The 23,946-nt window shown below is 57.6% G+C and carries 28 protein-coding genes; 17 read left to right on the top strand and 11 right to left on the bottom strand.

Translation table 11 applies throughout. The features are described from left to right. The first annotated feature begins 87 nt into the window (after window positions 1–87). From ACW55A_RS23905 to ACW55A_RS23895, 3 genes are read left to right on the top strand one after another with little or no spacing between them, the layout of a single operon-like run. Entirely contained in the window at window positions 88–1,353 is a 1,266-nt protein-coding gene (locus tag ACW55A_RS23905) for a DUF6402 family protein (protein ID WP_498811668.1), read from the top strand. 13 nt (window positions 1,354–1,366) lie between these two features. Continuing rightward, complete coding sequence (locus tag ACW55A_RS23900) at window positions 1,367–1,819, top strand: hypothetical protein (protein ID WP_455808368.1); 453 nt, start codon at window positions 1,367–1,369, stop codon at window positions 1,817–1,819. Between the two features lie 54 nt (window positions 1,820–1,873). Beyond that, window positions 1,874–2,059: a T6SS amidase immunity protein Tai4 family protein gene (locus ACW55A_RS23895; RefSeq protein ID WP_096106108.1), complete on the top strand. Its 186-nt coding sequence runs from the start codon at window positions 1,874–1,876 to the stop codon at window positions 2,057–2,059. Window positions 2,060–2,213: 154 nt separating this feature from the next. Here the strand turns inward: ACW55A_RS23895 and ACW55A_RS23890 are convergent, their stop codons facing one another. From ACW55A_RS23890 to ACW55A_RS23880, 3 genes are all read right to left on the bottom strand, one after another. Continuing rightward, complete coding sequence (locus ACW55A_RS23890; protein ID WP_003367573.1) at window positions 2,214–3,758, bottom strand: phosphoenolpyruvate carboxykinase; 1,545 nt, start codon at window positions 3,756–3,758, stop codon at window positions 2,214–2,216. Between the two features lie 179 nt (window positions 3,759–3,937). After that, entirely contained in the window at window positions 3,938–4,840 is a 903-nt protein-coding gene (gene hslO / locus ACW55A_RS23885) for an Hsp33 family molecular chaperone HslO (RefSeq protein ID WP_003367572.1), read from the bottom strand. A 177-nt stretch (window positions 4,841–5,017) separates the two neighbouring features. Beyond that, on the bottom strand, window positions 5,018–5,425 hold the full coding sequence (locus tag ACW55A_RS23880) for an RNA-binding S4 domain-containing protein (RefSeq protein ID WP_044310511.1): 408 nt from the start codon (window positions 5,423–5,425) through the stop codon (window positions 5,018–5,020). A gap of 159 nt (window positions 5,426–5,584) precedes the next feature. On the opposite strand from ACW55A_RS23880, the gene rimA reads away from it, so the two are divergent. The 7 genes from rimA to ACW55A_RS23845 all read left to right on the top strand — a co-directional run bounded on the left by rimA (window position 5,585) and on the right by ACW55A_RS23845 (window position 13,424). Beyond that, complete coding sequence (gene rimA / locus ACW55A_RS23875) at window positions 5,585–6,379, top strand: S6 modification regulatory phosphodiesterase RimA (protein WP_165441100.1); 795 nt, start codon at window positions 5,585–5,587, stop codon at window positions 6,377–6,379. Window positions 6,380–6,395: 16 nt separating this feature from the next. Further along, a complete protein-coding gene (gene rimB / locus ACW55A_RS23870; RefSeq protein ID WP_003367567.1) occupies window positions 6,396–6,872 on the top strand; it encodes a retropepsin-like aspartic endopeptidase RimB in 477 nt (158 codons plus the stop codon). Beyond that, a complete protein-coding gene (gene rimK / locus ACW55A_RS23865; RefSeq protein ID WP_003318100.1) occupies window positions 6,869–7,774 on the top strand; it encodes a 30S ribosomal protein S6--L-glutamate ligase in 906 nt (301 codons plus the stop codon). The genes rimB and rimK overlap by 4 nt, the downstream gene beginning before the upstream one ends. A gap of 457 nt (window positions 7,775–8,231) precedes the next feature. Continuing rightward, window positions 8,232–9,563, top strand: coding sequence for a glutamate/aspartate:proton symporter GltP (gene gltP / locus ACW55A_RS23860; RefSeq protein WP_003367565.1), 1,332 nt, complete (start codon window positions 8,232–8,234; stop codon window positions 9,561–9,563). 91 nt (window positions 9,564–9,654) lie between these two features. Further along, window positions 9,655–9,930, top strand: coding sequence for a hypothetical protein (locus tag ACW55A_RS23855; RefSeq protein ID WP_003344493.1), 276 nt, complete (start codon window positions 9,655–9,657; stop codon window positions 9,928–9,930). Window positions 9,931–10,146: 216 nt separating this feature from the next. Next, window positions 10,147–10,395: a TIGR02647 family protein gene (locus ACW55A_RS23850; protein ID WP_003367562.1), complete on the top strand. Its 249-nt coding sequence runs from the start codon at window positions 10,147–10,149 to the stop codon at window positions 10,393–10,395. 182 nt (window positions 10,396–10,577) lie between these two features. Further along, the gene (locus ACW55A_RS23845) at window positions 10,578–13,424 is read left to right on the top strand and encodes a class I adenylate cyclase (RefSeq protein WP_058416108.1); all 2,847 of its coding nucleotides are present in this window, start codon (window positions 10,578–10,580) and stop codon (window positions 13,422–13,424) included. Between the two features lie 93 nt (window positions 13,425–13,517). Here the strand turns inward: ACW55A_RS23845 and rnk are convergent, their stop codons facing one another. From rnk to cyaY, 3 genes are all read right to left on the bottom strand, one after another. Continuing rightward, window positions 13,518–13,925, bottom strand: coding sequence for a nucleoside diphosphate kinase regulator (gene rnk, locus ACW55A_RS23840; RefSeq protein WP_003367560.1), 408 nt, complete (start codon window positions 13,923–13,925; stop codon window positions 13,518–13,520). 134 nt (window positions 13,926–14,059) lie between these two features. After that, window positions 14,060–14,296, bottom strand: a complete 237-nt coding sequence (locus tag ACW55A_RS23835; RefSeq protein WP_003318094.1) for a DUF1289 domain-containing protein — start codon at window positions 14,294–14,296, stop codon at window positions 14,060–14,062. A 2-nt stretch (window positions 14,297–14,298) separates the two neighbouring features. Beyond that, window positions 14,299–14,631, bottom strand: a complete 333-nt coding sequence (gene cyaY / locus ACW55A_RS23830) for an iron donor protein CyaY (protein ID WP_002555818.1) — start codon at window positions 14,629–14,631, stop codon at window positions 14,299–14,301. A 237-nt stretch (window positions 14,632–14,868) separates the two neighbouring features. Here cyaY and lptM point away from each other — a divergent pair, with 237 nt between their 5' ends. Genes lptM through ACW55A_RS23800 form a run of 6 tightly spaced genes read left to right on the top strand, consistent with a single transcriptional unit; the run spans window position 14,869 to window position 19,443 of the window. Continuing rightward, window positions 14,869–15,015: an LPS translocon maturation chaperone LptM gene (gene lptM, locus ACW55A_RS23825; protein ID WP_002555817.1), complete on the top strand. Its 147-nt coding sequence runs from the start codon at window positions 14,869–14,871 to the stop codon at window positions 15,013–15,015. Window positions 15,016–15,024: 9 nt separating this feature from the next. Then, complete coding sequence (lysA, locus tag ACW55A_RS23820; RefSeq protein ID WP_003425829.1) at window positions 15,025–16,272, top strand: diaminopimelate decarboxylase; 1,248 nt, start codon at window positions 15,025–15,027, stop codon at window positions 16,270–16,272. Window positions 16,273–16,277: 5 nt separating this feature from the next. Next, a complete protein-coding gene (dapF, locus tag ACW55A_RS23815; RefSeq protein ID WP_499140650.1) occupies window positions 16,278–17,108 on the top strand; it encodes a diaminopimelate epimerase in 831 nt (276 codons plus the stop codon). A 13-nt stretch (window positions 17,109–17,121) separates the two neighbouring features. Further along, a complete protein-coding gene (locus tag ACW55A_RS23810) occupies window positions 17,122–17,856 on the top strand; it encodes a DUF484 family protein (RefSeq protein WP_003367552.1) in 735 nt (244 codons plus the stop codon). 2 nt (window positions 17,857–17,858) lie between these two features. Next, window positions 17,859–18,758 (top strand): tyrosine recombinase XerC, encoded by a 900-nt coding sequence (gene xerC / locus ACW55A_RS23805; protein WP_498811667.1) that lies wholly within the window; start codon window positions 17,859–17,861, stop codon window positions 18,756–18,758. Next, complete coding sequence (locus tag ACW55A_RS23800) at window positions 18,751–19,443, top strand: HAD family hydrolase (RefSeq protein ID WP_151342441.1); 693 nt, start codon at window positions 18,751–18,753, stop codon at window positions 19,441–19,443. Before xerC ends, ACW55A_RS23800 begins: the two co-directional genes overlap by 8 nt. A 70-nt stretch (window positions 19,444–19,513) precedes the next feature. Here the strand turns inward: ACW55A_RS23800 and sutA are convergent, their stop codons facing one another. From sutA to glnK, 4 genes are all read right to left on the bottom strand, one after another. Continuing rightward, window positions 19,514–19,843, bottom strand: a complete 330-nt coding sequence (gene sutA / locus ACW55A_RS23795) for a dormancy-specific transcriptional regulator SutA (protein WP_003367546.1) — start codon at window positions 19,841–19,843, stop codon at window positions 19,514–19,516. A gap of 104 nt (window positions 19,844–19,947) precedes the next feature. Further along, window positions 19,948–20,367, bottom strand: coding sequence for a secondary thiamine-phosphate synthase enzyme YjbQ (locus ACW55A_RS23790; protein WP_003367544.1), 420 nt, complete (start codon window positions 20,365–20,367; stop codon window positions 19,948–19,950). 241 nt (window positions 20,368–20,608) lie between these two features. Then, window positions 20,609–21,946 carry an ammonium transporter gene (locus ACW55A_RS23785; protein ID WP_003435008.1) on the bottom strand — a complete coding sequence of 446 codons (1,338 nt, stop codon included), beginning with the start codon at window positions 21,944–21,946 and terminating at the stop codon, window positions 20,609–20,611. Window positions 21,947–21,979: 33 nt separating this feature from the next. Further along, a complete protein-coding gene (gene glnK / locus ACW55A_RS23780; RefSeq protein ID WP_002555808.1) occupies window positions 21,980–22,318 on the bottom strand; it encodes a P-II family nitrogen regulator in 339 nt (112 codons plus the stop codon). Between the two features lie 417 nt (window positions 22,319–22,735). On the opposite strand from glnK, the gene ACW55A_RS23775 reads away from it, so the two are divergent. Further along, on the top strand, window positions 22,736–23,002 hold the full coding sequence (locus tag ACW55A_RS23775; RefSeq protein WP_455808362.1) for an accessory factor UbiK family protein: 267 nt from the start codon (window positions 22,736–22,738) through the stop codon (window positions 23,000–23,002). Between the two features lie 41 nt (window positions 23,003–23,043). On the opposite strand, the gene ACW55A_RS23770 is transcribed toward ACW55A_RS23775, so the two are convergent. Next, on the bottom strand, window positions 23,044–23,925 hold the full coding sequence (locus ACW55A_RS23770; RefSeq protein ID WP_005743179.1) for a LysR substrate-binding domain-containing protein: 882 nt from the start codon (window positions 23,923–23,925) through the stop codon (window positions 23,044–23,046). Between the last annotated feature and the right edge of the window lie 21 nt (window positions 23,926–23,946).

Raw genomic sequence — 23,946 nt, 5'->3', positions numbered from 1 at the left:
TGCATTACTTTGCTCCGGCAGTCCTGCCGCTGCGCAAGAGGTGCTGAGCGGATTTGGGATTTGATTGTTTTACCAAGGAAAGGGTTTATGGCTGAAGTAAAGAAAATACCTTATTACACGATGAAACGGTCTATTTTTCGTGGCAAAGTATGGAAAGAAAATGATGGCCTAGAAGGTGCTGTCCCCATCAATACTTCACAAAAAATCTCCTATGATCGTTGCGCGCCTGGTCAAGTAGTCTTAAAGCCCACAAAGCGCAGTAAAGAGCAACTCATAGCGCAAAAAACAGAAGCGGAAGGTAAGAGATCGCTTACTGAAGTTAAAAGTAATAAACCATCCTCCGGGGAAACCAAACCCTCAAAGCCCTATACGTTAGAGAGCGATGCGGAAGATAAGGAAAAGCTTCCAAAGTTCGATCTTCAGGATGTTCCTTTGGCTATGGACAAAATAGGTTGGCCGACAGCTGCCAAAATCGCCAGACGGTGGTTCGCTAACCCTAAGCATATCTACAATGACCAACCCAATTCAGTTCAACCCATTGATGACACAACAGTGACATTAAAATGGGCTTTGAAGTATGGAAGCGTAGCAGAAAAATTTAATGAATTGGTTGAAGAAAAAATTTACTCTGAAAAAGCAATTGCAGGTGCTAAACAAAAAATCCTCAAGCATGTAAAAAATAAATTCGATGATTCTAGTTCGGCAGCAAATCTTTCCTTTGATACGTCTCCTTGGATAAGGGATATCAGGCAGTTTCATATTGACTGGCAAATTCAATTTCAGGCAATATCAACACGTAACACTCTTGACGGCCTGAGTTTAACTGATCTCACTGCCACGCTCGGAAATTTTAATATCTATGCTGCTATTGGCATGGTTGAAGTTGCTGTGGAAAAATTCTACAGATATGATGATAAAGGCAGAACCAAAACTTTTTGCGCTGAAGCTACGGCGACCATCACTAGTGTGTATACCTACCTGAAAGATAACTATTCCTTTAACGACAAAAATGATGGCAATAGTCAATATCTGAGGCACTGGAACAAAAATGACATGATTCTTTCCTACTCTGCTGTTGTCAGTGATCTTGTTGACGGTAAGAAAATTCATACTAATATGGGGAGTGCCCCTATAAGTGAAACTAAAGTCAATTGGGACTATTTGCCTGGCGGGCAGATTGACAAGCCAGTAGATAAGAGAACAGGTGTTGTCAGAAAATTTATGGAGAAAGATGTTTACTGGCCTGTGTACAATAGCTCTTATAGTGAGTGGAGAGAAAAGCATGGTCGAGGTGGCGATTTTATGATTTACAGCAGACCTGAAATACATAAACTAAAAAGCCTATTACCATAAAGCTGGATACATTATGCAAACCCCCAGAACCCATGTAAGAAAAATGTACCTCAGGTCTTTTTTCTTCTTTATTTTCATGCTGACTGCTTTGGTTGTTTACTCCGCTGCATTCAACGTGCTAGACAGCACTGACTGCCAAAGCTACAACCACACCAAAGAATTAAACGGCGGCACAAAAAACTTTGACAATAAGACGTTTGTGATAAGCATTTGCGGAGTCGGAGTAAACAATAGCCTTTTTAATGGCGATGGCATGGAGAGGGTCCGGTTGACTATTTTCGACGATCAAGGCGAGCTATTAGCCAGAAGGTACTATAGGGTCTTTTGGGACGGCCAGCCCGGACATGAGCCGCTTAAGGTTTCTGAAAACAGTATCACCTATCAAGACGACAAGGAGCAGAAAGACCACGCAATCACTATGCCTCCTACACGCTTGGAATGGATTCGCGCAAGGCTTCCCCTATGATTTTGGTCTTCATACGAATGGGCTTATTACGGATTTTAGAAAAGCCCTGATGCAGTGGAAGCGCTCATTGATAAGTATTTAGCCAGAGACTATACAAGCCCTCTGGCTGGGTCTGAAGTAAAGGGCGTAAAGTTTGATTTATTGAAGTGCCTTGATCTCTACCACAGTAAAAAATTCAATGCTCTGGTAAAGAATATTGTAATAAAACCGGGCCACACACATAGGCAAGATAATAAATGACAGATGCCAACGCTGACATTTCCACGCAGGTTGTGCGGACGCTATTCAATCGTCGGTTCGCAATCTGAAAGGGCCTACATCAAGTACTCAATTCCAGGACCAAAAAAAAACCGCCTGATGAAGGCGGTTTTTTAAAGAGGCTAATTAAAGCTTCTTACAACTTCGGACCCGCAGCCTTGATGGCGTCGCTCACGTCGAACTTCTTGAAGTTCTCCACGAACAGGCCAGCCAGTGCTTTTGCTGCTTCGTCGTAGGCGGCTTTGTCAGCCCAGGTGTTACGTGGGTTGAGCAGGCCGGTATCGACGCCGGGTACCGATTTCGGTACGTCGAGGTTGATGGTGTCGAGGTGCTCGGTTTCGGCACCGATCAGTGCGCCGCTCTGGATCGCTGCGATCACGCCACGGGTGGTCGGGATGTTGAAGCGCTTGCCGACGCCGTAGCCGCCGCCGGTCCAGCCGGTGTTGACCAGGTAGACCTTGGATTTGAAGCCACGGATGCGCTTGATCAGCAGTTCTGCGTATTCGCCAGCCGGACGCGGGAAGAACGGTGCGCCGAAGCAGGTGGAGAAGGTGGACTTGATGCCCGAACCCGAACCCATTTCAGTCGAGCCGACCAGTGCGGTGTAACCCGACAGGAAGTGGTAGGCGGCCTGTTCTTCGCTGAGGATCGACACAGGCGGCAGTACGCCGGTCAGGTCGCAGGTCAGGAAGATAACGGCGTTCGGCTCGCCACCGAGGTTTTTCGGTGCGCGTTTTTCGATCAGTTCGCGCGGGTAGGCCGCACGGCTGTTCTGGGTCAGGCTGCTGTCGGCGTAATCGGCTTTTTTGGTAACCGGGTCGAGTACGACGTTTTCCAGTACCGCGCCGTGCTGGATGGCTTTCCAGATGACCGGCTCGTTCTTCTCGGACAGGTCGATGCACTTGGCATAGCAACCGCCTTCGATGTTGAACACCACGCCTTCGCCCCAGCCGTGTTCGTCGTCACCGATCAGGTAACGGCTTTCGTCGGCGGACAGGGTGGTTTTGCCGGTGCCAGACAGGCCGAAGAACAGGGTTACATCGCCCTCTTCGCCCATGTTGGCTGCGCAGTGCATCGGCAGAACGTCGGAAGCCGGGAGCAGGAAGTTCTGCACCGAGAACATGGCTTTCTTCATTTCGCCGGCATAACGCATGCCTGCGATCAGCACCTTGCGGGCTGCGAAGTTGATGATCACGGTGCCGTCGGAGTTGGTGCCGTCACGCTCAGGGTCGCAAACGAACCATGGCGCGTTCTGGATTTCCCACTCGTCCTTGCCAGCCGGGTTGTACTGTTCAGGGTTGATGAACAGGCAACGGCCGAACAGATTGTGCCACGCAGTCTCGGTGGTCATCTTGACGGGCAGGTAGTGCGCAGGATCGGAGCCTACATGAACATGGGAAACGAAGCGCTCGCGCTCGGCGAGGTACGCACCGACACGGTTCCACAGGGCGTCGAATTTCTCGGCCGGGAACTTGCGGTTGATCGGGCCCCAGGCGATGGCGTCCTGAGTGCTCGGCTCTTCAACGATGAAACGATCGACCGGCGAACGGCCAGTACGATGGCCTGTCTCCACAACCAGTGCGCCAGTATCGGAAAGTACGCCTTCTTTGCGGGCAAGGGCTTCCTTGACCAGTTCGTCGGTGCTCAGATCGGTGTACACAGCGTTGTTGGTTTGCGTCATGAGGTTCCCCGTCGGCCTGTGGCCGAGTGCTCCAAACGGTTTTGTAGTAAAAAAACAACCACTACTACAGCGTAAAAGTGGGCCGGATTATGCCAGAAATGCCCGGAAATGGTAGGACCCTCCTGTCAGAACAGCATTACAGGGGCCCACACCGTATTCTGAGGCCCTTTACGCGATGATTAATGGCGCGTGTCAGATGGCGAATCGACACCGCCGCCAGCAAACAGCTGCGCGACGTCAGTGGCATCGAACAGATAGCGTTCGTTGCAGAACTGGCAGTCGATCTCGATCGTACCGTTGTGCTCGATAACCAATTGCTGCGCGTCCTCCAGCCCGAGACTGACCAGCGCATTGGCAGATCGTTCGCGAGAGCAACTGCAACGGAAGCAGATCGGTTGAATATCGAACAGGCGAACCGGGTCTTCGTGAAACAGGCGATGCAGGATGGTCTGGTTATCCAGACTCAGCATTTCTTCGGCCGTGAGGGTGTTGGCCAGGGTGATGACATGCTCCCAGTTGGCATCACGCTCTTCAGCGTCGGTGATCTGCGCGGCAGGCAATTGTTGCAGCAGCAAGCCACGCGCACGGTGACTGTCAGCCTTGAGCCAGAAACGCGAACCCAGCTGCTCGGACATCACGAAGTAGTTGGAGAGGCTTTCCGACAAGTCGACCCCGTCCAGCGCCACGATGCCCTGATAACGCTGGCCCTGGCGCGGGTCGACGGTCAGCGCCAGCGATCCGTCAGGCATCATGTCCTGAAGACCCGCGCCGGGGTTGATCAGCGATTCGTCGTAGCGAGCGATGCCACGCAACTCACGCTCGCTGGAGCACTCGACCATCAGCAATGGCACTGCGCCGCTGGAGCGAGCCTGCAGGATCAACAGGCCGTCGAATTTGAGGGTGCCGACGAGCAGCGCAGCCGCCGCCATCAGTTCGCCGAGCAACTGCGCGACCGGCTCCGGATAGGGATGCTTGGCGAGCACTTCGGCGTAACTGCGCTCCAGAGCGACCAGTTCTCCGCGAACGTCGCTTTCGTCGAAGATGAAGCGCTGGGTGAAATCGATGTCCGGGAAATCATGCATAGGTAGGAAAGGTATCTGAAGTAATGACAATGGATGGCACGCGGCTGAGCAAACGCCGTCCGGCACTCGAAAGCGCCGTGGGCCATGCGGATTGACCGGCATTTTAGGAGCTATCCGGTGCGCTTCCAAGCTGGATGGCACTTCGGACTGATAGCCGGAGCTGCCCGGTGCAGTGTTTCAGTCGTTGCTCTGGCTGGCGCGGAAACCGAAAAGCTCCCGGCGTTGCTTCTTGGTCGGCTTTCCGTCGGTGGTTACACCCAGGTTGCCGGCCTTGCGCTGAGCCGCCGCGTTCTCGCGTCTGGCGATGCTCTCGGGCGTCTCGTGATACAGCGTTTGAGCCTCCGGCGCGCCACGCCGAACGATGGATAATGCCTCGACCACCACCGTGCGGTCGTCGAAGCCCATGCGAATCTGAAACTCGTCACCGATACGCGGCTCCTTGCCGGGCTTGCAACGTTCGCCGCGACAGTGCACCTTGCCGCTTTCGATAGCCGCTTTGGCCAGCGCACGTGTTTTGAAAAAGCGCGCGGCCCAGAGCCATTTATCCAGGCGGACCTTATCGTCTTCTTCTGGCTTTTGCGCCATTTGAATTCCTCATCAATGTGACAGTCTGAACTTTACCAGGCCAGATAAACAAAGCGACGGCACACGCTCGCCCCCTTTTTCTGCGCCGCCATGAACATGAAGTAACCGATATGTGCTTGTCAAAAACAGCTATTCATCTTTTTATTGCCCCACACCTAAATGGAGCGCGACGTGACAGATTTTCCAACTTCGTTGACCGCCCCTAGAAAAGGGTGTGCTGGATGCACTGGCAGTCCAGAGCTGGATTTCTCGTTTGACTACGCCTATCAGCCGATCGTGAACCTTCACGACCAGTCGATTTTCGCTCATGAGGCGCTGGTTCGCGGGCCTAATGGCGAGGGCGCAATGTCAGTCCTGAGTCAGGTCACCGACCAGAACCGCTATCGATTCGATCAAAGCTGTCGCACCACCGCCATTGCTGGTGCCGCGAAACTGGGCATGACCGAGCGTCTCTCGATCAACTTCTTGCCCAACGCCGTGTATCGTCCCGAGCTGTGCATCCGCAGTACGCTGGAGGCCGCCAGGCAACACAACTTCCCTATCGAGCGTTTGATTTTCGAAACCATCGAAAGCGAACATGTGAACAACAACGGTCATTTGAGCAACATTCTGCGCGAGTATCGCGAGTTCGGCTTCATGACCGCCATCGATGATTTCGGGGCCGGGTATTCCGGGCTGACGCTGCTCGCGGATTTCCAACCCGACCTGATAAAGCTCGACATGAACCTGATCCGCGACATTCACCGCAATCGCGCGCGTCAGTCCATTGTTCGTGGGGTTGTCACAATGTGTTCGGACTTGGGGATTAAGCTGATTGCCGAAGGTATAGAGCAGGTGGAGGAGCGGGACTTTCTCGCCGACTGCGGCATTTCCCTGATGCAGGGTTATCTGTTCGCAAAACCTGCATTCAAAGCCCTGGCCCGGATAAGTCCCGAGGCCTGGCAGAAGTCTTGAGAAGTACGGAATCACATTGAAGACATTCGATCATCTGACAGTCATCGGCCTGCGCGAGTGGGTGGCGCTCCCCGATCTGGGGGTGGCAGGCCTGCGGGCAAAAATCGATACCGGTGCGAGCACGTCGAGTCTGCATGCCACGGAAATCGAACCTTTTGAACGCGATGGCCAGAAATGGGTGCGCTTCAACGCGCATCTTGGCACGGTGGTGCAGTTGCGCCATCGTCGCTGCGAGGCGCAACTGGTTGCCATGAAAACCATTAAAAGCTCCAACGGTCAGGCGCAGGTGCGTTATGTCATTCGCACCACGCTGGCGCTGGGTGATCGTATCTGGCCGGTGGAATTCACACTGGCCTGCCGCAAGTCGATGCGTTATCGACTGCTGCTGGGTTCCAAGGCTCTGATCGACGGCCAGCTGGTGGTCAATCCGGGCATAACTTACGTACAAGACAAGCCGGTGTTCCCGGCCTCTACTTCCTCAGGTGTTGCATGAAGATCGCTGTGCTTTCGCGTAATCCGCGTCTGTATTCCACCCGTCGTCTGGTCGAAGCTGGCATCGAGCGTGGCCATGAGATGGTGGTGATCGACACCCTGCGCGCCTATATGAACATCGCCAGCCACAAGCCGCAGATCCACTACCGCGGCAAACCTCTGGAGGGCTTCGATGCGGTTATCCCGCGCATCGGTGCTTCGGTGACTTTCTATGGCTGTGCGGTGTTGCGTCAGTTTGAAATGATGGGCGTGTTTCCGCTCAATGAATCGGTCGCCATTGCCCGTTCGCGGGACAAGCTGCGCTCGTTGCAACTCCTGTCACGCCGGGGGATCGGCTTGCCGGTCACCGGTTTCGCTCACTCGCCCGACGACATTCCCGACCTGATCCAGATGGTCAATGGCGCGCCGCTGGTCATCAAGGTGCTTGAAGGCACTCAGGGGATCGGCGTGGTGCTGTGCGAAACGGCCACGGCGGCCGAATCGGTGATCGAAGCCTTCATGGGCCTCAAGCAGGACATCATGGTTCAGGAGTACATCAAGGAAGCGGGCGGCGCCGACATTCGCTGCTTCGTGGTCGGTGACAAGGTCATTGCCTCGATGAAGCGTCAGGCCAAACCGGGCGAGTTTCGCTCCAACCTGCACCGCGGTGGCAGCGCCAGCCTGATCAAGATCACGCCTGAAGAGCGCATGACCGCGTTGCGTGCAGCCAAGGTCATGGGGCTGAGCGTGGCGGGTGTGGATATCCTGCGTTCCAATCACGGCCCTCTGGTGATGGAGGTCAACTCCTCGCCTGGCCTGGAAGGCATTGAAGTGACCACCAGCAAGGACGTGGCCGGGATGATCATCGAGTACCTCGAGAAAAACAGCGGCCCGCACATGACCCGTACCAAAGGTAAGGGCTGACGGGTCCCGCACCCGTTCAGATTGCTCGGGCCGGCGTTCTGTCTGCGGACAGACTGGCCTGGGCTCTCAGCTACCGTACATCAGGTAAATAGGCCTGGTAGTCGAGTCCGGGTCTTTGTATCGCGTCTTTGTATCCGTATCCCCCTGTTCAGCTTAAGGCGACGTAATAGCCAGCTTCGCGCCGAATAGCCATCCTCCCGCGTGACATAAATCAACACATTTCTCCCGTATTTGTATGCCGATCATGCATGAGGTAGTCGTTTACGGCATTAGACGTATACGCGCGCCATGGGAATAGTTGCGACTTTTTTCGCCTGCTACAGAGCTGGGATGCTCGTCTGCGGTGACCTTCTCGGGACATTTCCAAAGGGAGCTTCTGCCCCGAAACTGCTGTGAAAAAGCAGCTCGGCGCATTGGTTTTGGACGTGCCCAAGCCACTTTGAACAAGGGTAATAATATGAAGAAGGCAAAGCTGAGTCTGGCCTGGCAGATTCTGATCGGACTGGTACTGGGTATCGCTGTTGGGGCGTTACTCAATCATTTCAGCGCAGAAAAGGCCTGGTGGATCACCAACATCCTGCAGCCCGCAGGCGATATCTTCATTCGTCTGATCAAGATGATCGTTATCCCTATCGTTGTTGCCTCGCTGATCGTCGGCATCGCGGGCGTGGGCGATGCCAAGAAGTTGGGGCGTATCGGTCTCAAGACCATCCTCTATTTCGAAGTCGTCACCACTATCGCGATTCTGGTGGGCCTGGTGCTGGCTAACGTGTTCCATCCGGGCACCGGCATCGACATGAGCACCCTGGGCACCGTTGATATCTCCAAGTATCAGCAGACTACGGCCGAGGTTCAGCACGATCACGCATTTATCGCGACCATTCTCAATCTGATCCCGTCCAACATCTTCGCTGCCATGGCGCGTGGCGAGATGCTGCCGATCATCTTCTTCTCAGTGCTGTTCGGTTTGGGGCTTTCCAGCCTGCAGGCCGAGGTCCGTGAGCCGCTGGTGAAACTGTTTCAGGGTGTCTCGGAAACCATGTTCAAGGTCACTCACATGATCATGAACTACGCGCCGATCGGCGTGTTTGCCCTGATTGCGGTGACTGTCGCCAACTTCGGCTTCGCCTCCCTGTTGCCGCTCGCCAAGCTAGTGATTCTGGTTTATGTGGCCATCGCCTTCTTCGCCTTTGTGGTGCTGGGGTTGATCGCTCGTGCATTCGGCTTTTCGGTCATCAAGCTGATGCGCATCTTCAAGGACGAGCTGATTCTGTCCTACTCCACCGCCAGCTCCGAAACCGTGCTGCCACGCGTGATCCAGAAGATGGAAGCGTATGGCGCGCCGAAGGCGATCTGCAGCTTCGTGGTGCCTACGGGCTACTCGTTCAACCTCGACGGCTCGACGCTCTATCAGAGCATCGCAGCGATCTTCATCGCTCAGTTGTACGGCATCGACCTGTCGATTGGCGCGCAGTTGATGCTGGTACTGACCCTGATGGTCACCTCCAAAGGCATCGCGGGTGTGCCAGGCGTTTCCTTCGTCGTGCTGCTGGCGACCCTGGGCAGTGCCGGTATTCCACTGGAAGGCCTGGCATTCATCGCCGGTGTCGACCGGATCATGGACATGGCGCGTACCGCCTTGAACGTGATCGGCAATGCCCTGGCAGTGCTGGTCATTTCGCGCTGGGAAGGCATGTACGACGATGCCAAGGGCGAACGCTACTGGGAATCCCTGCCGCACTGGCGCAGCAAAGAGCCTGTACCGATGGGCCAGCCGACAGCGGACTGATCTTCGCCAATGTACTGACAAACCCCGGACCTCCGGGGTTTGTTGTTTTCAGGTCGCCGGTTAGACTGCCTGCCTTACCTGAGGATTGACCATGACCGACGACATCGATAATGACGAAGAAGACTTTGCTGCCTCGACCCTGATCGAAGCCATCGAAAACCAGATCGAAGCCGGTAATCCGCCTGCAGCCAGAGCGGTCTTCAACATGCTGACCCTGGTGAACTATGAGCGTGAGGATATTCTGGAGATGATGGCCCACGTGCTGGCTATCGAGATCGATGCCTTGCTGGAGCAGGACCGTCCGTTCGACACTCAATGGTATGAAGCAGCGCTGCGCGCCCTGCCCGACCTGCCGCCGGAAAAGTAATCCTGCGGTCCGAGCATGCCAGCAAGATATATGCTGCAAACACTTCAGGCGCTGACTACACTGCAAATGCCCCGCTGCCGCTTGATCCTCCGGGGCCACACGCCAAACCGGCTTTAACGGTCATCCAGAACCGACGAGCGCAGATCGGACACGTCGATTCCAGAGCACACCCACCAGCCGGTGAGGTCGTACTACTACAAAAAGTCTGGAGTACCTATGTCGTATACCCCTGAGTTGGTTGCCGAACTGGAAATCCTTGCACTGTTCAATCTGGGAAACACCCAGGAAGGCCTCAAAGTCCACCATGTAGCGGCACCCACGGCCGTCGCAGCAGCACAAAGACTCTTCGATAAAGGGCTGACGACCCAGGTCGATGGCGGTTATCTGACCAGCCTCGGGCTCGAGGCCGCTCAGCATGCCCAATCATTGCTGACCATCCTCAACGTCTCTAAACAAGCTGCCTGACAGGCGCAGGGCCTGCGCACAAAAAAGCGTGGCAGGCCCTTCACTTATTCGAGCGCCAGTCGATACAGGACGTTGGCGCCAGAATAACCATCCGACCGAATCCGCTTCCCTCGGCTGCAAACCTTCTCCGCCATCTTTCTCGGTAATTCCACGCCTGCACAGGCCAGATGCCTTGAGTTGTGATGACGCGTAATCCTGAAATTCGCCCCGACCTGGATGAGGGCATCGACCGCAAGGTTCTCAGCCAGCTGCGTAACCGTTTCCTGTCGCTCAACGACGGGCGATACGCGCGTGCGCTGGAAGGTATGTCGACTCGCCAGCAGAGCGTTCTGACCCTGCTGCCGCTGTTCTTTCACGTCAATCATCCGCTGTTGCCTGGTTATGTTTCCGGCAGCACGCCTGCTGGCGTTTCGCATTACGAGCCGGACACGCTGGCCTTGGCCGAGGCGCAGCGGCTGACACGCTCCTTTTCCTACAAGGCCCGGCACGGCAACCCGCCCCAGCCGATTCATGGCCTGTTTCTGATGGGCAGCCTCGGCACACTGGCTCAGGCTGAACAAAGCGATATGGATGTCTGGGTCTGCCACGACAGCGAGCTGGACCCGGAGGCTATCGCCGAACTGCGCAAGAAATGCCAGGCACTTGAAGCCTGGGCTGCGACGATGGGCGCAGAGGCGCATTTCTTTCTGATCGACCCACAGCGTTTCAAGAGTGGCGAGCGCGATTCGCAGCTCAGCTCGGACGATTGCGGGACTACTCAGCATTACCTGTTGCTCGACGAGTTTTATCGCACGGCGATCTGGCTCGCCGGGCGCACCCCGATGTGGTGGCTGGTGCCGGTCTATGAGGAGCAGAATTACGAGGATTACACCCATACCCTGCTGAGCAAGCGCTTCATCCGCGCCAGCGAGGTGCTCGATCTCGGTCCGATGTCGCACATTCCTCCGGCCGAGTTCATCGGTGCCGGATTGTGGCAGTTGTTCAAAGGCATCGAGTCGCCCTACAAGTCTGTGCTCAAGCTGCTGTTGATCGAGGTCTATTCCAGCGAGCATCCTCGCGTGCAGTGCCTGAGCCTGCGTTTCAAGCAAGCGGTGTTCGCCAATCAACTGGACCCGGATGAGCTGGACCCTTACGTGGTCGTGTACCGACGTATCGAGGAGCACCTGCAGGCACGCAACGAGCCGGAACGCCTGGAGTTGGTGCGGCGCAGCCTGTACCTGAAGGTCAACAAGAAGCTCACCGGGTCGACCCGCCTGCGCAACGTCGGTTGGCAGCGTCAACTGCTGGAACGCCTGACGACGGAGTGGGGTTGGGACGAGCGACAACTGGCGCTGCTCGACAGCCGCAGCCAGTGGAAAGTCCGCCAGGTGGCCGGCGAGCGCCGCGCACTGGTCAACGAGTTGAATTACAGCTACCGCTTTCAGAGCCGATTCGCCAAAACGCAAAGCACTGCCGATGCGCTCAACGCCCGCGACCTGACCATTCTGGGGCGGCGCCTTTATGCGGCTTTTGAGCGCAAGGCGGGCAAGGTCGAGTTCATCAACCCGGGCATCGCCCCTGACCTTGCCGAAGATACGCTGACGCTGGTGCATTCCCCCGACAAGCGCGAGCCCGGCAAGCATCAGTGGGCCTTGTTCAACGGCAATCTGGGCATTCATGAGTGGCCGAATTTCTCACCCATCAAACGCAGCCGTGAATTGCTTGACCTGCTGACCTGGTGCCACCGCAATACCGTGATCGACAGCACCACCCGCGTGGCATTGCACCCGGGCGCCAGTGACCTGAGCGAGTTCGAGCTGTTCAACCTGATGGGCGCCTTGCAGCAGAGCATTCAACTGCCACTGCCCGAGGTCAGCGATGAGGCGTTGCTGATGCCCAGCACGCCCAGTGAGATCCTGCTGTTGATCAATGTCGGCGTCGATCCGCTCAGGCATCACCGCGACCTGAATATTCTGATGACCACCGAGCGCACCGACTCGCTCAGTTATGCGGGTGTCCGGGAAAATCTGGTGCTGACGCTGGACCAGATCACCCTCAATACCTGGAACGAAACCCTGGTCAGCCGCTACGACGGCCCGCACGCCCTGCTCGACTGCATGAGCGAACTGCTCGGCAGCCTGCCGCAGAGTGGTAAGCAGCCGCAGATTCACGTGCGCTGCTTCTGCCACAACCGCGCGCCCGCGATTGCCCAGCGTGTTGAAGAACTGATCGGCACGGCGCGTTTGTTACTGGAGAGGCGGCTCAATCACCGTTACCTGATTCAGGTGCAGCAGCAGTATCACGTGCTGGAGATGAAGCCGGGTCAGATCGGACATGTGGTGGTCAACAGCCTGCCGGGTCTGTTCAAGTACCTGGGTGAGGAACTGTCGTCCTACAGCCCGTTGCACTTGGACCCGCAGGCACTCGATGATCACGATCTGTCCCTGATCCTGCCGCTGGGTCAGCCGGAGTGCATTCAGGTGTTCTACCGGGTCAACGAGCCGGATGCTGACCTGTATGTACTCGACGAACACAATTCGCTCTGGCACCAGCGTCTGCCGTATCACGATGAACAAAGCCTGCTGGTGCCGCTGCAGCGCTTTCTAAACGCGCTGGTTTATCGCCGCGGCGCTTCATTGCCGCTGGATGATCCGTCCGCGCCGGTTACGCTGGAAACCCTTTACTATCAGATGCTGCCCTCCGGTGCAGGGCCTGCACGACGTGTCGAACATCGACTGGTGCCGATTGCAGTGGACAAGGCGTTTTACGACGTGCAGGCAATCATCGAGGAAACCTCGCCAGGGCAACTGAACGCCACCCTGTACTGCGACAACAGCGAGTTTTCAGAACTGGAATACGGCGATCGACTGTACGCCGCCGTCGCGCAGCAAATCCTCGGCAAACGCCTGGAGCCCCAGCGCTATCGCTGTTACATCACCGACCTGGACCTGTCCGGTCTGCTGGACGGCAAGCACGGGCAAAGCATCCTCTTCCTGCGCCACAAGGCCGAACTGGAAAAGCTGCTGAACGAGGCGATGGATCAGGCCTGACGTACGCTTGTCCTTCCGCGCGCGCCTATCGTTCCGCACGCTCTGCGTCCGCATCCTGGATGCGGACGCACTCTGCGGATGCGGCGCCTTCGATTACTCGTACTCGCCCGCCGCTTCCGGCTGATACTCCACTGCCAGCAAGGTCAGTTTCAGGGTCTTGCCGCCCGGTGCAGGCCAGTCGATGTGTTGGCCGATTTGCAGGCCCAGCAGCGCCGAGCCCATTGGCGCCAGGACCGAGACGGTGCCGTCCGCGCCCGCATCCTGTGGATAAACCAGCTTGAGGTGGTAGTCCTTGCCGCTGACTTCTTCGCGGCAATGCACACGCGAATTCATGGTCACAACGCCCGCAGGCACTTCATCGTGGCCAACCACCTGGTCGGCGCGGTCCAGTTCGGCCTGCAACGCCTGGATACCCGGCGTGTCTTCGTCCTGGCTGGCGATAAAGCTCTCAAGACGCTGTACATCGAGTCGGGTGAGGATGATCGAAGGTGCTGTGGTCATGGTCTGGGCAGACTCCTTTATTCTCCCTGATAAAACAAAACCCCACCAATTGGCGGGGTTTGACGAGCCTCCTGATCTGCAGAGGCATGGCCTGACACTAACACAGCGCAATAAATACACAACCCGACGCGGTTTCAGCCTGCGGCCTGATCAACCTCGGCGCGGGCTCGACGCTGATCGGCCTCATGGCGAATCTGGCGGCGGCGGTCGTCATCGGCCGAGCGCCATTCGCGGATGTCTTCGACATGACGGAAGCACCCCAGGCAAACCTTCTGCTCATCGAGCCGACACAGGCTGATACACGGAGAGGCTACTGCCGGGCTGACGTTGCTGAAAAGCGGCTTGGGCGGTCGAACGGGGGACTGGCTCACGATCAGATCTCGTCGAAATCCAGTTCGACGCCGGCTTGCTCAAGGGTGATGCGCGCAAGCATTTCGCTGAGCAGCTCATCACTGGTGTCGCATGCCCAACGGCTGTTCTCTTCGTCATAATCGAAATGGAAACCGCCGGAGCGGGCTGCCAGCCACAGCTGACGAAGCGGCTCCTGACGACTGAAGATCAGTTGCGAGCCGTTTTCGAACTTGACGGTGAGGACGCCGGCCGAGTTTTCCAGATCGACATCCAGGCCGCTCTCGTCGAAAACATCTTCCAGCACCTGCTGCGTCGCATCGACGAGGTCGTGAAAACGGGCTTCGGTCAAACTCATTGCGGGAACCTCGATAAGTGTCTGCAAATAGCGCAGAGGGGCAAGATACGGACGCAGGCAGGCAAATGCAAAGCTTACTCATCATTGGCAACACACGATCGTATTAATCCGATCAACCGCCGCTCTGCTGCGGCTTTCACGCCAAAGGCCCGCCAGACGGGACGCCGCTCGCATAGGCAAGGTGCCGGGTGGTCGGTATACTCGGGCGCAATTAATGCTTTTACAAAGGATTTCGCCATGAAGCGCCTGATCTCTTCGCTTGCTGCGCTTGTCGCGGTCGCTTGTCTTGTTACAGCCTGTGGCCAGAAAGGCCCGCTGTATCTGCCGGATGACACCAAGACCCCGGACGAACAAGCCAAATCGCAATCGCACAAGCACCTTTAAGGGACTCCAATGGACGCCTTCAACTACCGCGACGGTGAGCTGTTCGCGGAAGGGGTAGCATTGTCTGCCATTGCCGAGCGCTTCGGCACGCCGACCTATGTCTACTCGCGCGCTCACATCGAAGCGCAATACCGTGCCTACGCCGACGCGCTGAGCGGCATGCCGCACATGGTCTGCTTCGCCGTCAAAGCCAACTCCAACCTGGGCGTGCTCAATGTCCTGGCGCGCCTCGGCGCCGGTTTCGACATCGTCTCGCGCGGCGAGCTGGAGCGTGTGCTGGCGGCAGGTGGCAAAGCCGAAAAGATCGTCTTTTCCGGTGTCGGCAAGACCCGCGAAGACATGCGTCGCGCCCTTGAAGTCGGCGTGCATTGCTTCAACGTCGAATCCACCGACGAGCTGGAGCGCCTGCAGGAAGTGGCCGCTGAACTCAACGTTCGTGCGCCGATATCGCTGCGGGTCAATCCGGACGTGGATGCGGGCACTCACCCTTACATCTCCACGGGCCTCAAGGAAAACAAGTTCGGCATCGCCATTGCAGCGGCTGAAGACGTGTACATTCGCGCTTCGCAACTGCCGAACCTCGAAGTGATCGGGGTCGACTGCCATATAGGCTCGCAACTGACCACGCTCGAACCGTTCATCGATGCACTGGATCGTCTGCTGGACCTGGTCGATCGTCTGGGCGACTGCGGCATTCATCTGCACCACATCGATCTGGGTGGCGGCCTTGGCGTACGTTATCGCGACGAAGAACCTCCGCTGGCGGCCGACTACATCAAGGCCGTGCGTGAGCGACTGGCCGGTCGCGACCTGGGGCTGCTGTTCGAGCCGGGCCGCTTTATCGTCGCCAACGCGGGCGCGCTGCTGACTCGTGTCGAATACCTCAAGCACACCGAGCACAAGGATTTTGCCATCGTCGATGCGGCGATGAACGATCTGATCCGGCCTGCCCTGTATCAGGCCTGGATGGATGTCACGGCGGTGCGTCCGCGTGACAGCGAACCTCGTGCGTACGACATCGTCGGGCCGATCTGCGAGACCGGCGATTTCCTCGCCAAGGGTCGCGAGCTGGCGCTGGCCGAGGGCGATCTGCTGGCCGTTCATTCAGCCGGCGCCTATGGCTTCGTCATGAGCTCGAACTACAACACCCGTGGCCGTGCCGCTGAGGTGCTGGTCGACGGTTCCCAGGCTTTTGAAGTGCGTCGTCGCGAAACCGTGGCCGAGCTGTTCGCTGGCGAAAGCCTGCTGCCGGAGTAATCCCCATGCTGCTGCGTTTTACCAAGATGCACGGGCTGGGTAACGACTTCATGGTCCTTGACCTTGTGAGTCAGCACGCGCATATCTTGCCCAAGCACGCCAAACAATGGGGCGACCGCAACACCGGTATCGGTTTCGATCAGCTTTTGCTGGTCGAGGCGCCGAACAATCCGGATGTGGACTTTCGCTATCGAATCTTCAATTCAGACGGCTCCGAAGTCGAACAATGCGGCAACGGCGCGCGCTGCTTTGCCCGTTTTGTACTCGACAAGCGTCTGACGGCCAAGAAGCAGATCCGCGTCGAGACCAAGAGCGGCATCATCGAACTGGATATCCGCAGCGACGGGCAGATCAGCGTCGACATGGGACCGCCAAGGTTTGTCCCTGAAGAGATACCTTTCGAAGCAGCGGAGCAGGCCACCTGTTACACCGTTGACGTCGACGGACAGAGTATCGAAATGGCGGCTGTGTCCATGGGCAATCCGCATGCCGTGCTGCGGGTCGATGACATCAATAACGCACCGGTGCATGAGCTGGGGCCGAAGATCGAGCATCATCCGCGCTTTCCGGCCCGGGTCAACGTCGGCTTTCTCCACGTTGTGGACCGTCAGCGGGCGCAGTTGCGTGTCTGGGAACGCGGCGCCGGGGAAACCCAGGCGTGTGGAACCGGTGCCTGTGCGGCGGCTGTCGCTGCCATCAGTCAGGGCTGGATGGATTCGCCACTGCTGATCGACCTGCCCGGAGGGCGCCTGTCCATCGAATGGGCTGGGCCGGGACATTCTGTCATGATGACCGGCCCCGCAGTCAGGGTTTATGAAGGCCAAGTTCGTCTTTGAGTGAGTAAGTACCATGACCGATCAACCTCCCGCTTCAACAGGCACCCCCTGCGAATCGCCTGTCGATAGCGCAGCGCCAGACCTTGAAGCAGAGGCGGTCATCGCCTTCCTGCTCGAGCACCCGGACTTCTTCGCCGAGCACGACGAGCTGCTGGTGTCGATGCGCATCCCGCACCAGCGTGGCGACACCGTTTCGCTGGTCGAACGTCAGCTCAAGCTGCTGCGCGAGCGCAATATCGAAATGCGCCATCGCCTGTCGCAATTGATGGACGTCGCACGGGACAACGACCGCCTGTTCGAGAAGACCCGACGCCTGAACCTCGCGCTGATGGATGCGACCAGCCTGGACGAGCTGGTCATCGCCGTTGAAGACAGCCTGCGTCAGGACTTTCAGGTGCCCTTTGTCAGCCTGATCCTGTTCAGCGACAGCCCGATGCCCGTGGGGCGCTGGGTCAGCGGTGCCGAAGCACAGAAAGCCATCGGCGGCCTGATTGGCGAGAAGATCATCTGCGGCGCCCTGCGTGAGCATGAACTGGCGTTTCTGTTTGGTGCAGAGCAGGGCAAGGAAGTCGGTTCGACCGCCATCGCCAGCCTCAATCATCTGGGCCTGCATGGCGTGCTGGCCATCGGCAGCCGCGATCCGCAGCATTACAAAAGCTCGGTCGGCACCCTGTTTCTCAGCTATATCGCCGACGTGCTGAGCCGCCTGCTGCCGCGCTTCGCCCACTCATTACGCTCGGTTCGCTAGCCATGGAACAGCATCTGGACGCCTACTGCATGCACCTGCGCAGTGAGCGCCAGGTGTCGCCTCACACGCTGGAAGCCTACCGGCGCGATCTGGGCAAGGTTCTGGCGTATTGCCAGAAGGCCCGGTTGTCGAGCTGGAGTGACCTGGATATCCAGCACCTGCGCAGCTTCACTGCCCGCCAGCACCAGCAGGGCCAGTCCTCGCGCAGCCTGGCGCGGATGCTGTCGGCGGTGCGCGGCTTCTACAAGTACCTCAATCGCGAAGGCATCTGCCAGCACGACCCGGCAAACGGCCTGTCACCGCCCAAGGGCGAGCGGCGTCTGCCCAAGACCCTGGACATCGACCGCACCGCACAATTGCTGGACGGCGGCGTTGAAGATGATTTTCTGGCGCACCGCGATCAGGCCATTCTGGAGCTGCTTTACTCATCAGGGTTGCGATTGTCCGAACTGACTGGCCTGAACCTCGATCAACTGGACCTGCGCGACGGTCTGGTGCAGGTGCTGGGGAAGGGCAGCAAGACCCGCGTATTGCCTGTGGGCAGCAAGGCGCGTCAGGCACTGGAAGTCTGGTTGCCGTTACGCGCCCTGACCAATCCGCAGGACGATGCAGTATTTGTCAGCCTGCAAGGCAGGCGCCTGGGCCCGCGCGCGATTCAGGTGCGACTCAAGGCGGCCGGTGAGCGAGAGCTGGGGCAGAATCTGCACCCGCACATGCTGCGTCACTCCTTCGCCAGCCATCTGCTCGAATCGTCACAGGACTTGCGCGCCGTGCAGGAATTGCTGGGTCATGCGGATATCAAGACCACGCAGATATACACGCACCTGGATTTCCAGCATTTGGCTACTGTTTATGACAGCGCCCATCCCCGAGCCAAACGTAAAGGAGCTGCAGATGATTAAGCTGGTGACGTTTGATCTTGACGACACGCTCTGGGACACCGCTCCTGCCATTGCCGGTGCCGAGGTCACATTGCGTGACTGGCTGGGCGAACACGCGCCCAGGCTGGGGGCGGTTCCTGTCGAGCACCTGTGGGAAATCCGCTCGCGTCTCGTGGCTGAAGACCCGTCCTTCAAGCACCGCATCAGCGCCTTGCGCCGCCGCGTGCTGTTCCATGCACTCGAAGATGCCGGTTACGACCCTGACGTGGCACAGGACCTGGCCGACCGGGGCTTTGAGGTCTTCCTGCATGGCCGCCATCAGGTGCAGATTTTCCCTGAGGTGCAGCCGATGCTGGAAATTCTTGCCAAGACCTTCACGCTGGGCGTGATTACCAATGGCAATGCCGATGTGCGTCGTTTAGGACTGGCAGACTACTTTGCCTTCGCGCTGTGCGCCGAGGACCTGGGCATCGGCAAGCCTGACCCGGCGCCGTTCGTGGAGGCGCTACGCCGCGCAAGGGTCGATGCCGGCTCGGCGGTGCATGTCGGCGACCACCCCAGGGACGATATCGCAGGCGCCCAGCAGGCTGGCATGCGCGCCATCTGGTACAACCCGCAGGGCAAGGCCTGGGATGCGGATCGACTGCCGGATGCCGAGATCCACAACCTGTCGCAACTGCCCGAGGTGCTGGCGCGCTGGGCCTGAAAGCGCACTGACAGGCGCGCATAGAAAAGCCCGCAGCGACGGCGGGCTTTCCTCATACAGCCATGCAGCCTCAGATAGGGCGGCTACCGTATTTGTTGTCAGGCTTCTTGGGCGGATCGGCGACCACGTTGGCCTCCACTTCCTGCACCTTGCCGCCACGCGCCAGGAATTCTTCCATGGCACGTGCCAGCGCATCACGTTCCTTGTTCTTGGCTTCTACGCTGGGCAATTCATCGACCGAGACAGCAGCCTTGGCCTTGCCTTTTGCGGGTGCCGCCGGAACGTCGGAATCGTCTGGTTCGGCTGCTTCGTCTTCCGGGGAGGCAGCTGCGAGACCATCGTCTTCTTCGCCGTCCAGATCGTCTTCCAGATCATCCTTAATATCGTCGTCGTCGCTCATGTTGTACCTCATGACTTGCGAAAGCTGATTAGTTATAGCCCAACCGCCCGGAAATGCTAAGGCGATCGGAAAAATTCAACAACCGCTGATCTCAGCGGTGATGTCTACTCACCCTGAAGGGTCGCCAGGACGTTACGAGATCCACCAGCGTCTCGATGTTCGCCCAGGTAAATACCTTGCCAGGTGCCCAGCGCCAGTCGCCCAGCCGTAACCGGCAACAGCAACTGGCAGCCCAGCAGACTGGCCTTGAAATGCGCTGGCAAGTCATCAGGGCCTTCGTCGTCATGTTCGTAGCCGTCCACGCCCTGGGGCACCAGACGGTTGAAAAAACGCTCAAAGTCGCGACGTACCGCCGGATCGGCATTTTCGTTGACGGTCAACGAAGCCGAGGTATGTTGCAGCCATACATGCAGTAGCCCGACACGACAATCGCGTAATGCGGGCAAACCCGCGACTATCTCGTCAGTCACCAGATGGAACCCGCGGGGCCTGGCCCGCAAGGCAATCCTGGATTGATGCCACATACCGTTCTCCGCACCTTCGGCGCGCATTCTAACTCGACTGAGAAAAAAGCAAAGCGCGCAATAAGCCGGCTTCCCTGCAAGTTGACGAAGACTGTCGCAACCTCGTTACCTGCGCTGCGTCACGGTGCCGAAATCATTGACACGGGCAAGATCAATGACAGCAAAAAGCGGCGGTATATCCACAAACGTCAGACAAAAAAATGCCCGGAGACCGGGCATTCTTTTTTGCGTAGGCCGAAGCTTACAAGTTGTAGCCACGCTCGTTGTGTTGCGCAAGGTCCAGACCGACAGACTCTTCCTCGTCGGTGACGCGCAGCCCCATGACCGCATCCAGCACCTTGAGGATGATGAAGGTCACGATTGCGGTGTAGACAACGGTGAACGCAACGCCCTTGAATTGAATCCAGACCTGAGCACCGATGTCAGTCACGGTGCCGAAACCGCCCAGTGCAGGTGCTGCGAACACGCCGGTCAGGATCGCGCCGACGATACCGCCGATGCCGTGAACGCCGAACGCATCCAGGGAGTCGTCGTAGCCCAGCTTGCGCTTGAGGCTGGTTGCGCAGAAGAAGCAGATCACGCCCGCTGCCAGACCGATGATCAAAGCGCCCATCGGGCCAACGGTACCGGCGGCAGGGGTAATGGCAACCAGACCGGCAACCACGCCCGAAGCAATACCCAGAGCACTTGGCTTACCGTGAGTCAGCCACTCGGCGAACATCCAGCCCAGTGCGGCGGCCGCGGTAGCGATTTGAGTAACCAGCATGGCCATACCGGCAGTGCCGTTGGCTGCAGCCGCGGAGCCGGCGTTGAAGCCGAACCAGCCGACCCAGAGCATCGCTGCGCCGATCAGGGTGTAACCCAGGTTGTGCGGTGCCATCGGCGTGGTCGGGAAACCTTTGCGCTTGCCCAGTACCAGGCAGGCCACCAGACCGGCTATACCGGCGTTGATGTGTACGACGGTGCCGCCAGCGAAGTCCAGAACGCCCCAGTCCCACAGCAAACCACCGACGCCGCCCCAGACCATGTGGGCGATTGGCGCGTAGACCAGAGTGAACCAGATACCCATGAACACCAGCATCGCGGAGAACTTCATGCGTTCTGCGAAAGCGCCGACAATCAGGGCAGGGGTGATGATTGCGAAGGTCATCTGGAAGGTGACGAACACCGCCTCAGGGAACAACGCAGCAGGACCGGTAATGCTTGCCGGCGTGATGCCTGCCAGGAACGCTTTACCCATACCGCCAAAGAAGGAATTGAAGTTGACGACGCCCGCTTCCATGCCGGTTGTGTCAAACGCGATGCTGTAGCCGTAGACGACCCACAGGATGCTGATCAGACCGGTGATGGCGAAGCACTGCATCATCACCGAAAGAATGTTCTTGGAACGAACCATGCCGCCGTAGAACAGCGCGAGACCGGGGATGGTCATGAACAGGACCAGAGCGGTCGAGGTCAGCATCCATGCAGTGTCGCCAGAGTTCAGCACCGGCTCGGCCACTGGGTCAGCCGCCAGGGCAAGACCAGGTAATGCGAGGGACAACAGGGCACCGAGCCCTGCGAATTGACGCAGAGTCATATTGTTTTCTCCTGGGGCGTTGGGTTTGGCGGCTTAAATAGCGTCTGTATCGGTCTCGCCGGTACGGATGCGGATGGCCTGTTCCAGATTGACCACGAAAATCTTGCCGTCACCGATCTTGCCAGTGTTGGCAGCCTTGGTTATGGCTTCGATGACACGATCCAGATCCTTGTCATCGATGGCGACATCGATCTTCACTTTGGGAAGGAAGTCGACGACGTATTCAGCACCGCGATAAAGCTCAGTGTGACCCTTCTGACGCCCGAAGCCTTTGACTTCAGTGACGGTGATGCCCTGCACGCCGATTTCAGACAACGACTCGCGCACGTCATCCAGTTTGAACGGCTTGATGATGGCAGTGACTAGCTTCATGAAAACTTTCTCCCGAATTTGGTGGACTTGCCCCAGGAAAACAAACCCGACTCAAGTCTAAGCGCAGTGTCTGGCTTTGTAACGTGCTGGCCGCCTGATCAGGCCAGACCAACTCCAGAAAACCGCTTCTGACGAAACACTTCCCCGCTCCGCCTGCCGCACTGCATTCGTCACAGCGACTGCATCAGTGCATGGGTCATAAGCCACTAAGCAGAAAGCTTGCCATCTCGCGAATATTCATTGAATACAGGCTCTTGGGCTGGTTTTGCACGACCTTGCAGGGTCCATCAAGGAGCGAATGCACAGCAATGGTGCTCATATGCCCGTCATCGCGCTCCATAAGCGTGCATCGCGCACCTGGAAGTGACTATAGACACTGCGTGTTACACTGCCGCCCTCTGATTCAGGAAAATCACCATGCTCGCGCCCAAAGCCTTTCTTGACGCTCTCAGCGGCCACGCCTCTCGCCTGTTCAATGGCGAAACGCCTGTACCGCGTAGCGAATTCGAAACCCAGTTCAAGGCCCTGCTGCAAAGCGGCTTCAGCAAACTGGATCTGGTCAGCCGTGAAGAGTTCGACAGCCAGATGGCCGTTCTCGCCCGCACCCGCGCCCGCCTGGAAGCGCTGGAGGCCAAGATGGCCGAGCTGGAAGAGAAGGCTGGCGGTGTTGAAAAGGCCGAGTAATTCCTGGCCTGATATCTTCGCCGGTCGTCAGGCCATTGCGATCAGGCGATCTCGCTTCTGATCGCTTGTACCACCATGCTCGACAATCGCTCGGTCAGAGGATTGGGATTCGCCTCGTGCCTGTGCAACGTCAGGGCTATCGAAGGCAGAGCCGGCAAACCCCGGTCTTCGATATTCAGAAGCTCAGTGCCCGATTGAAGACCAAGAGCCGTTCTGATGGTGTAGCCCAATCCAGCCTCGGTGGCCGCAGACAGACCATTGAGACTCGAGCTGGTAAAGGAAAGATGCCAAGGGATCCCGGCAAGGTTCAATGCGTCAGTGGCCTTTGAATGGAAGGGACAAGGCGCATCAAATGCAATCACAGGAAGTGGGTTGCCTGACTCGACACGCCAGTCCAGATACCGGTGTGACGATCCGATCCATTGCATGGGCAGCTCTACGATCGTTTCTTGGTACCCATTCTTTTTTACACCCCCCCACGCCACTGCAAGATCGAGAGAACCATTTTCGATGCGGTTCAACAGATCTGCATTACGTGCAATACGTGCCTCGACTCGAACATCGGGGTGGGCTCTGGCGAATCGTCCAAGCACTGTCGGCAAGAAACTGCCCAGGTCTTCCTGAAGCCCGAGGCGTACCCAGCCTTTGAGTTTGAGCTCCGACACTGCCGTTATGGTCTCGTCGTTAAGGCTCAAGAGGCGCTTGGAATAGTTAAGTAACACCTCCCCGGTGTCCGTCAACGCCAGCTTGCGTCCGGCTTTCTTGAAGAGTGGAGAGCCTGCCTGAGCTTCCAGTTTTTTCAATTGGGCACTAATGGCTGACGTAGAGCGGGCAAGTTTCTGCGCGGCCTTGGCAAAACTGCCCAATTCGACCCCTGTTACAAAACTGCGCATGACATCTAAATCGAAATTCACCGGTCTCATAACAATCCTGCTTTTTGGGAC

This window comes from Plantibacter cousiniae (nom. nud.), assembly GCF_977070315.1.
This window is presented reverse-complemented; position numbering and strand designations above follow the sequence as displayed.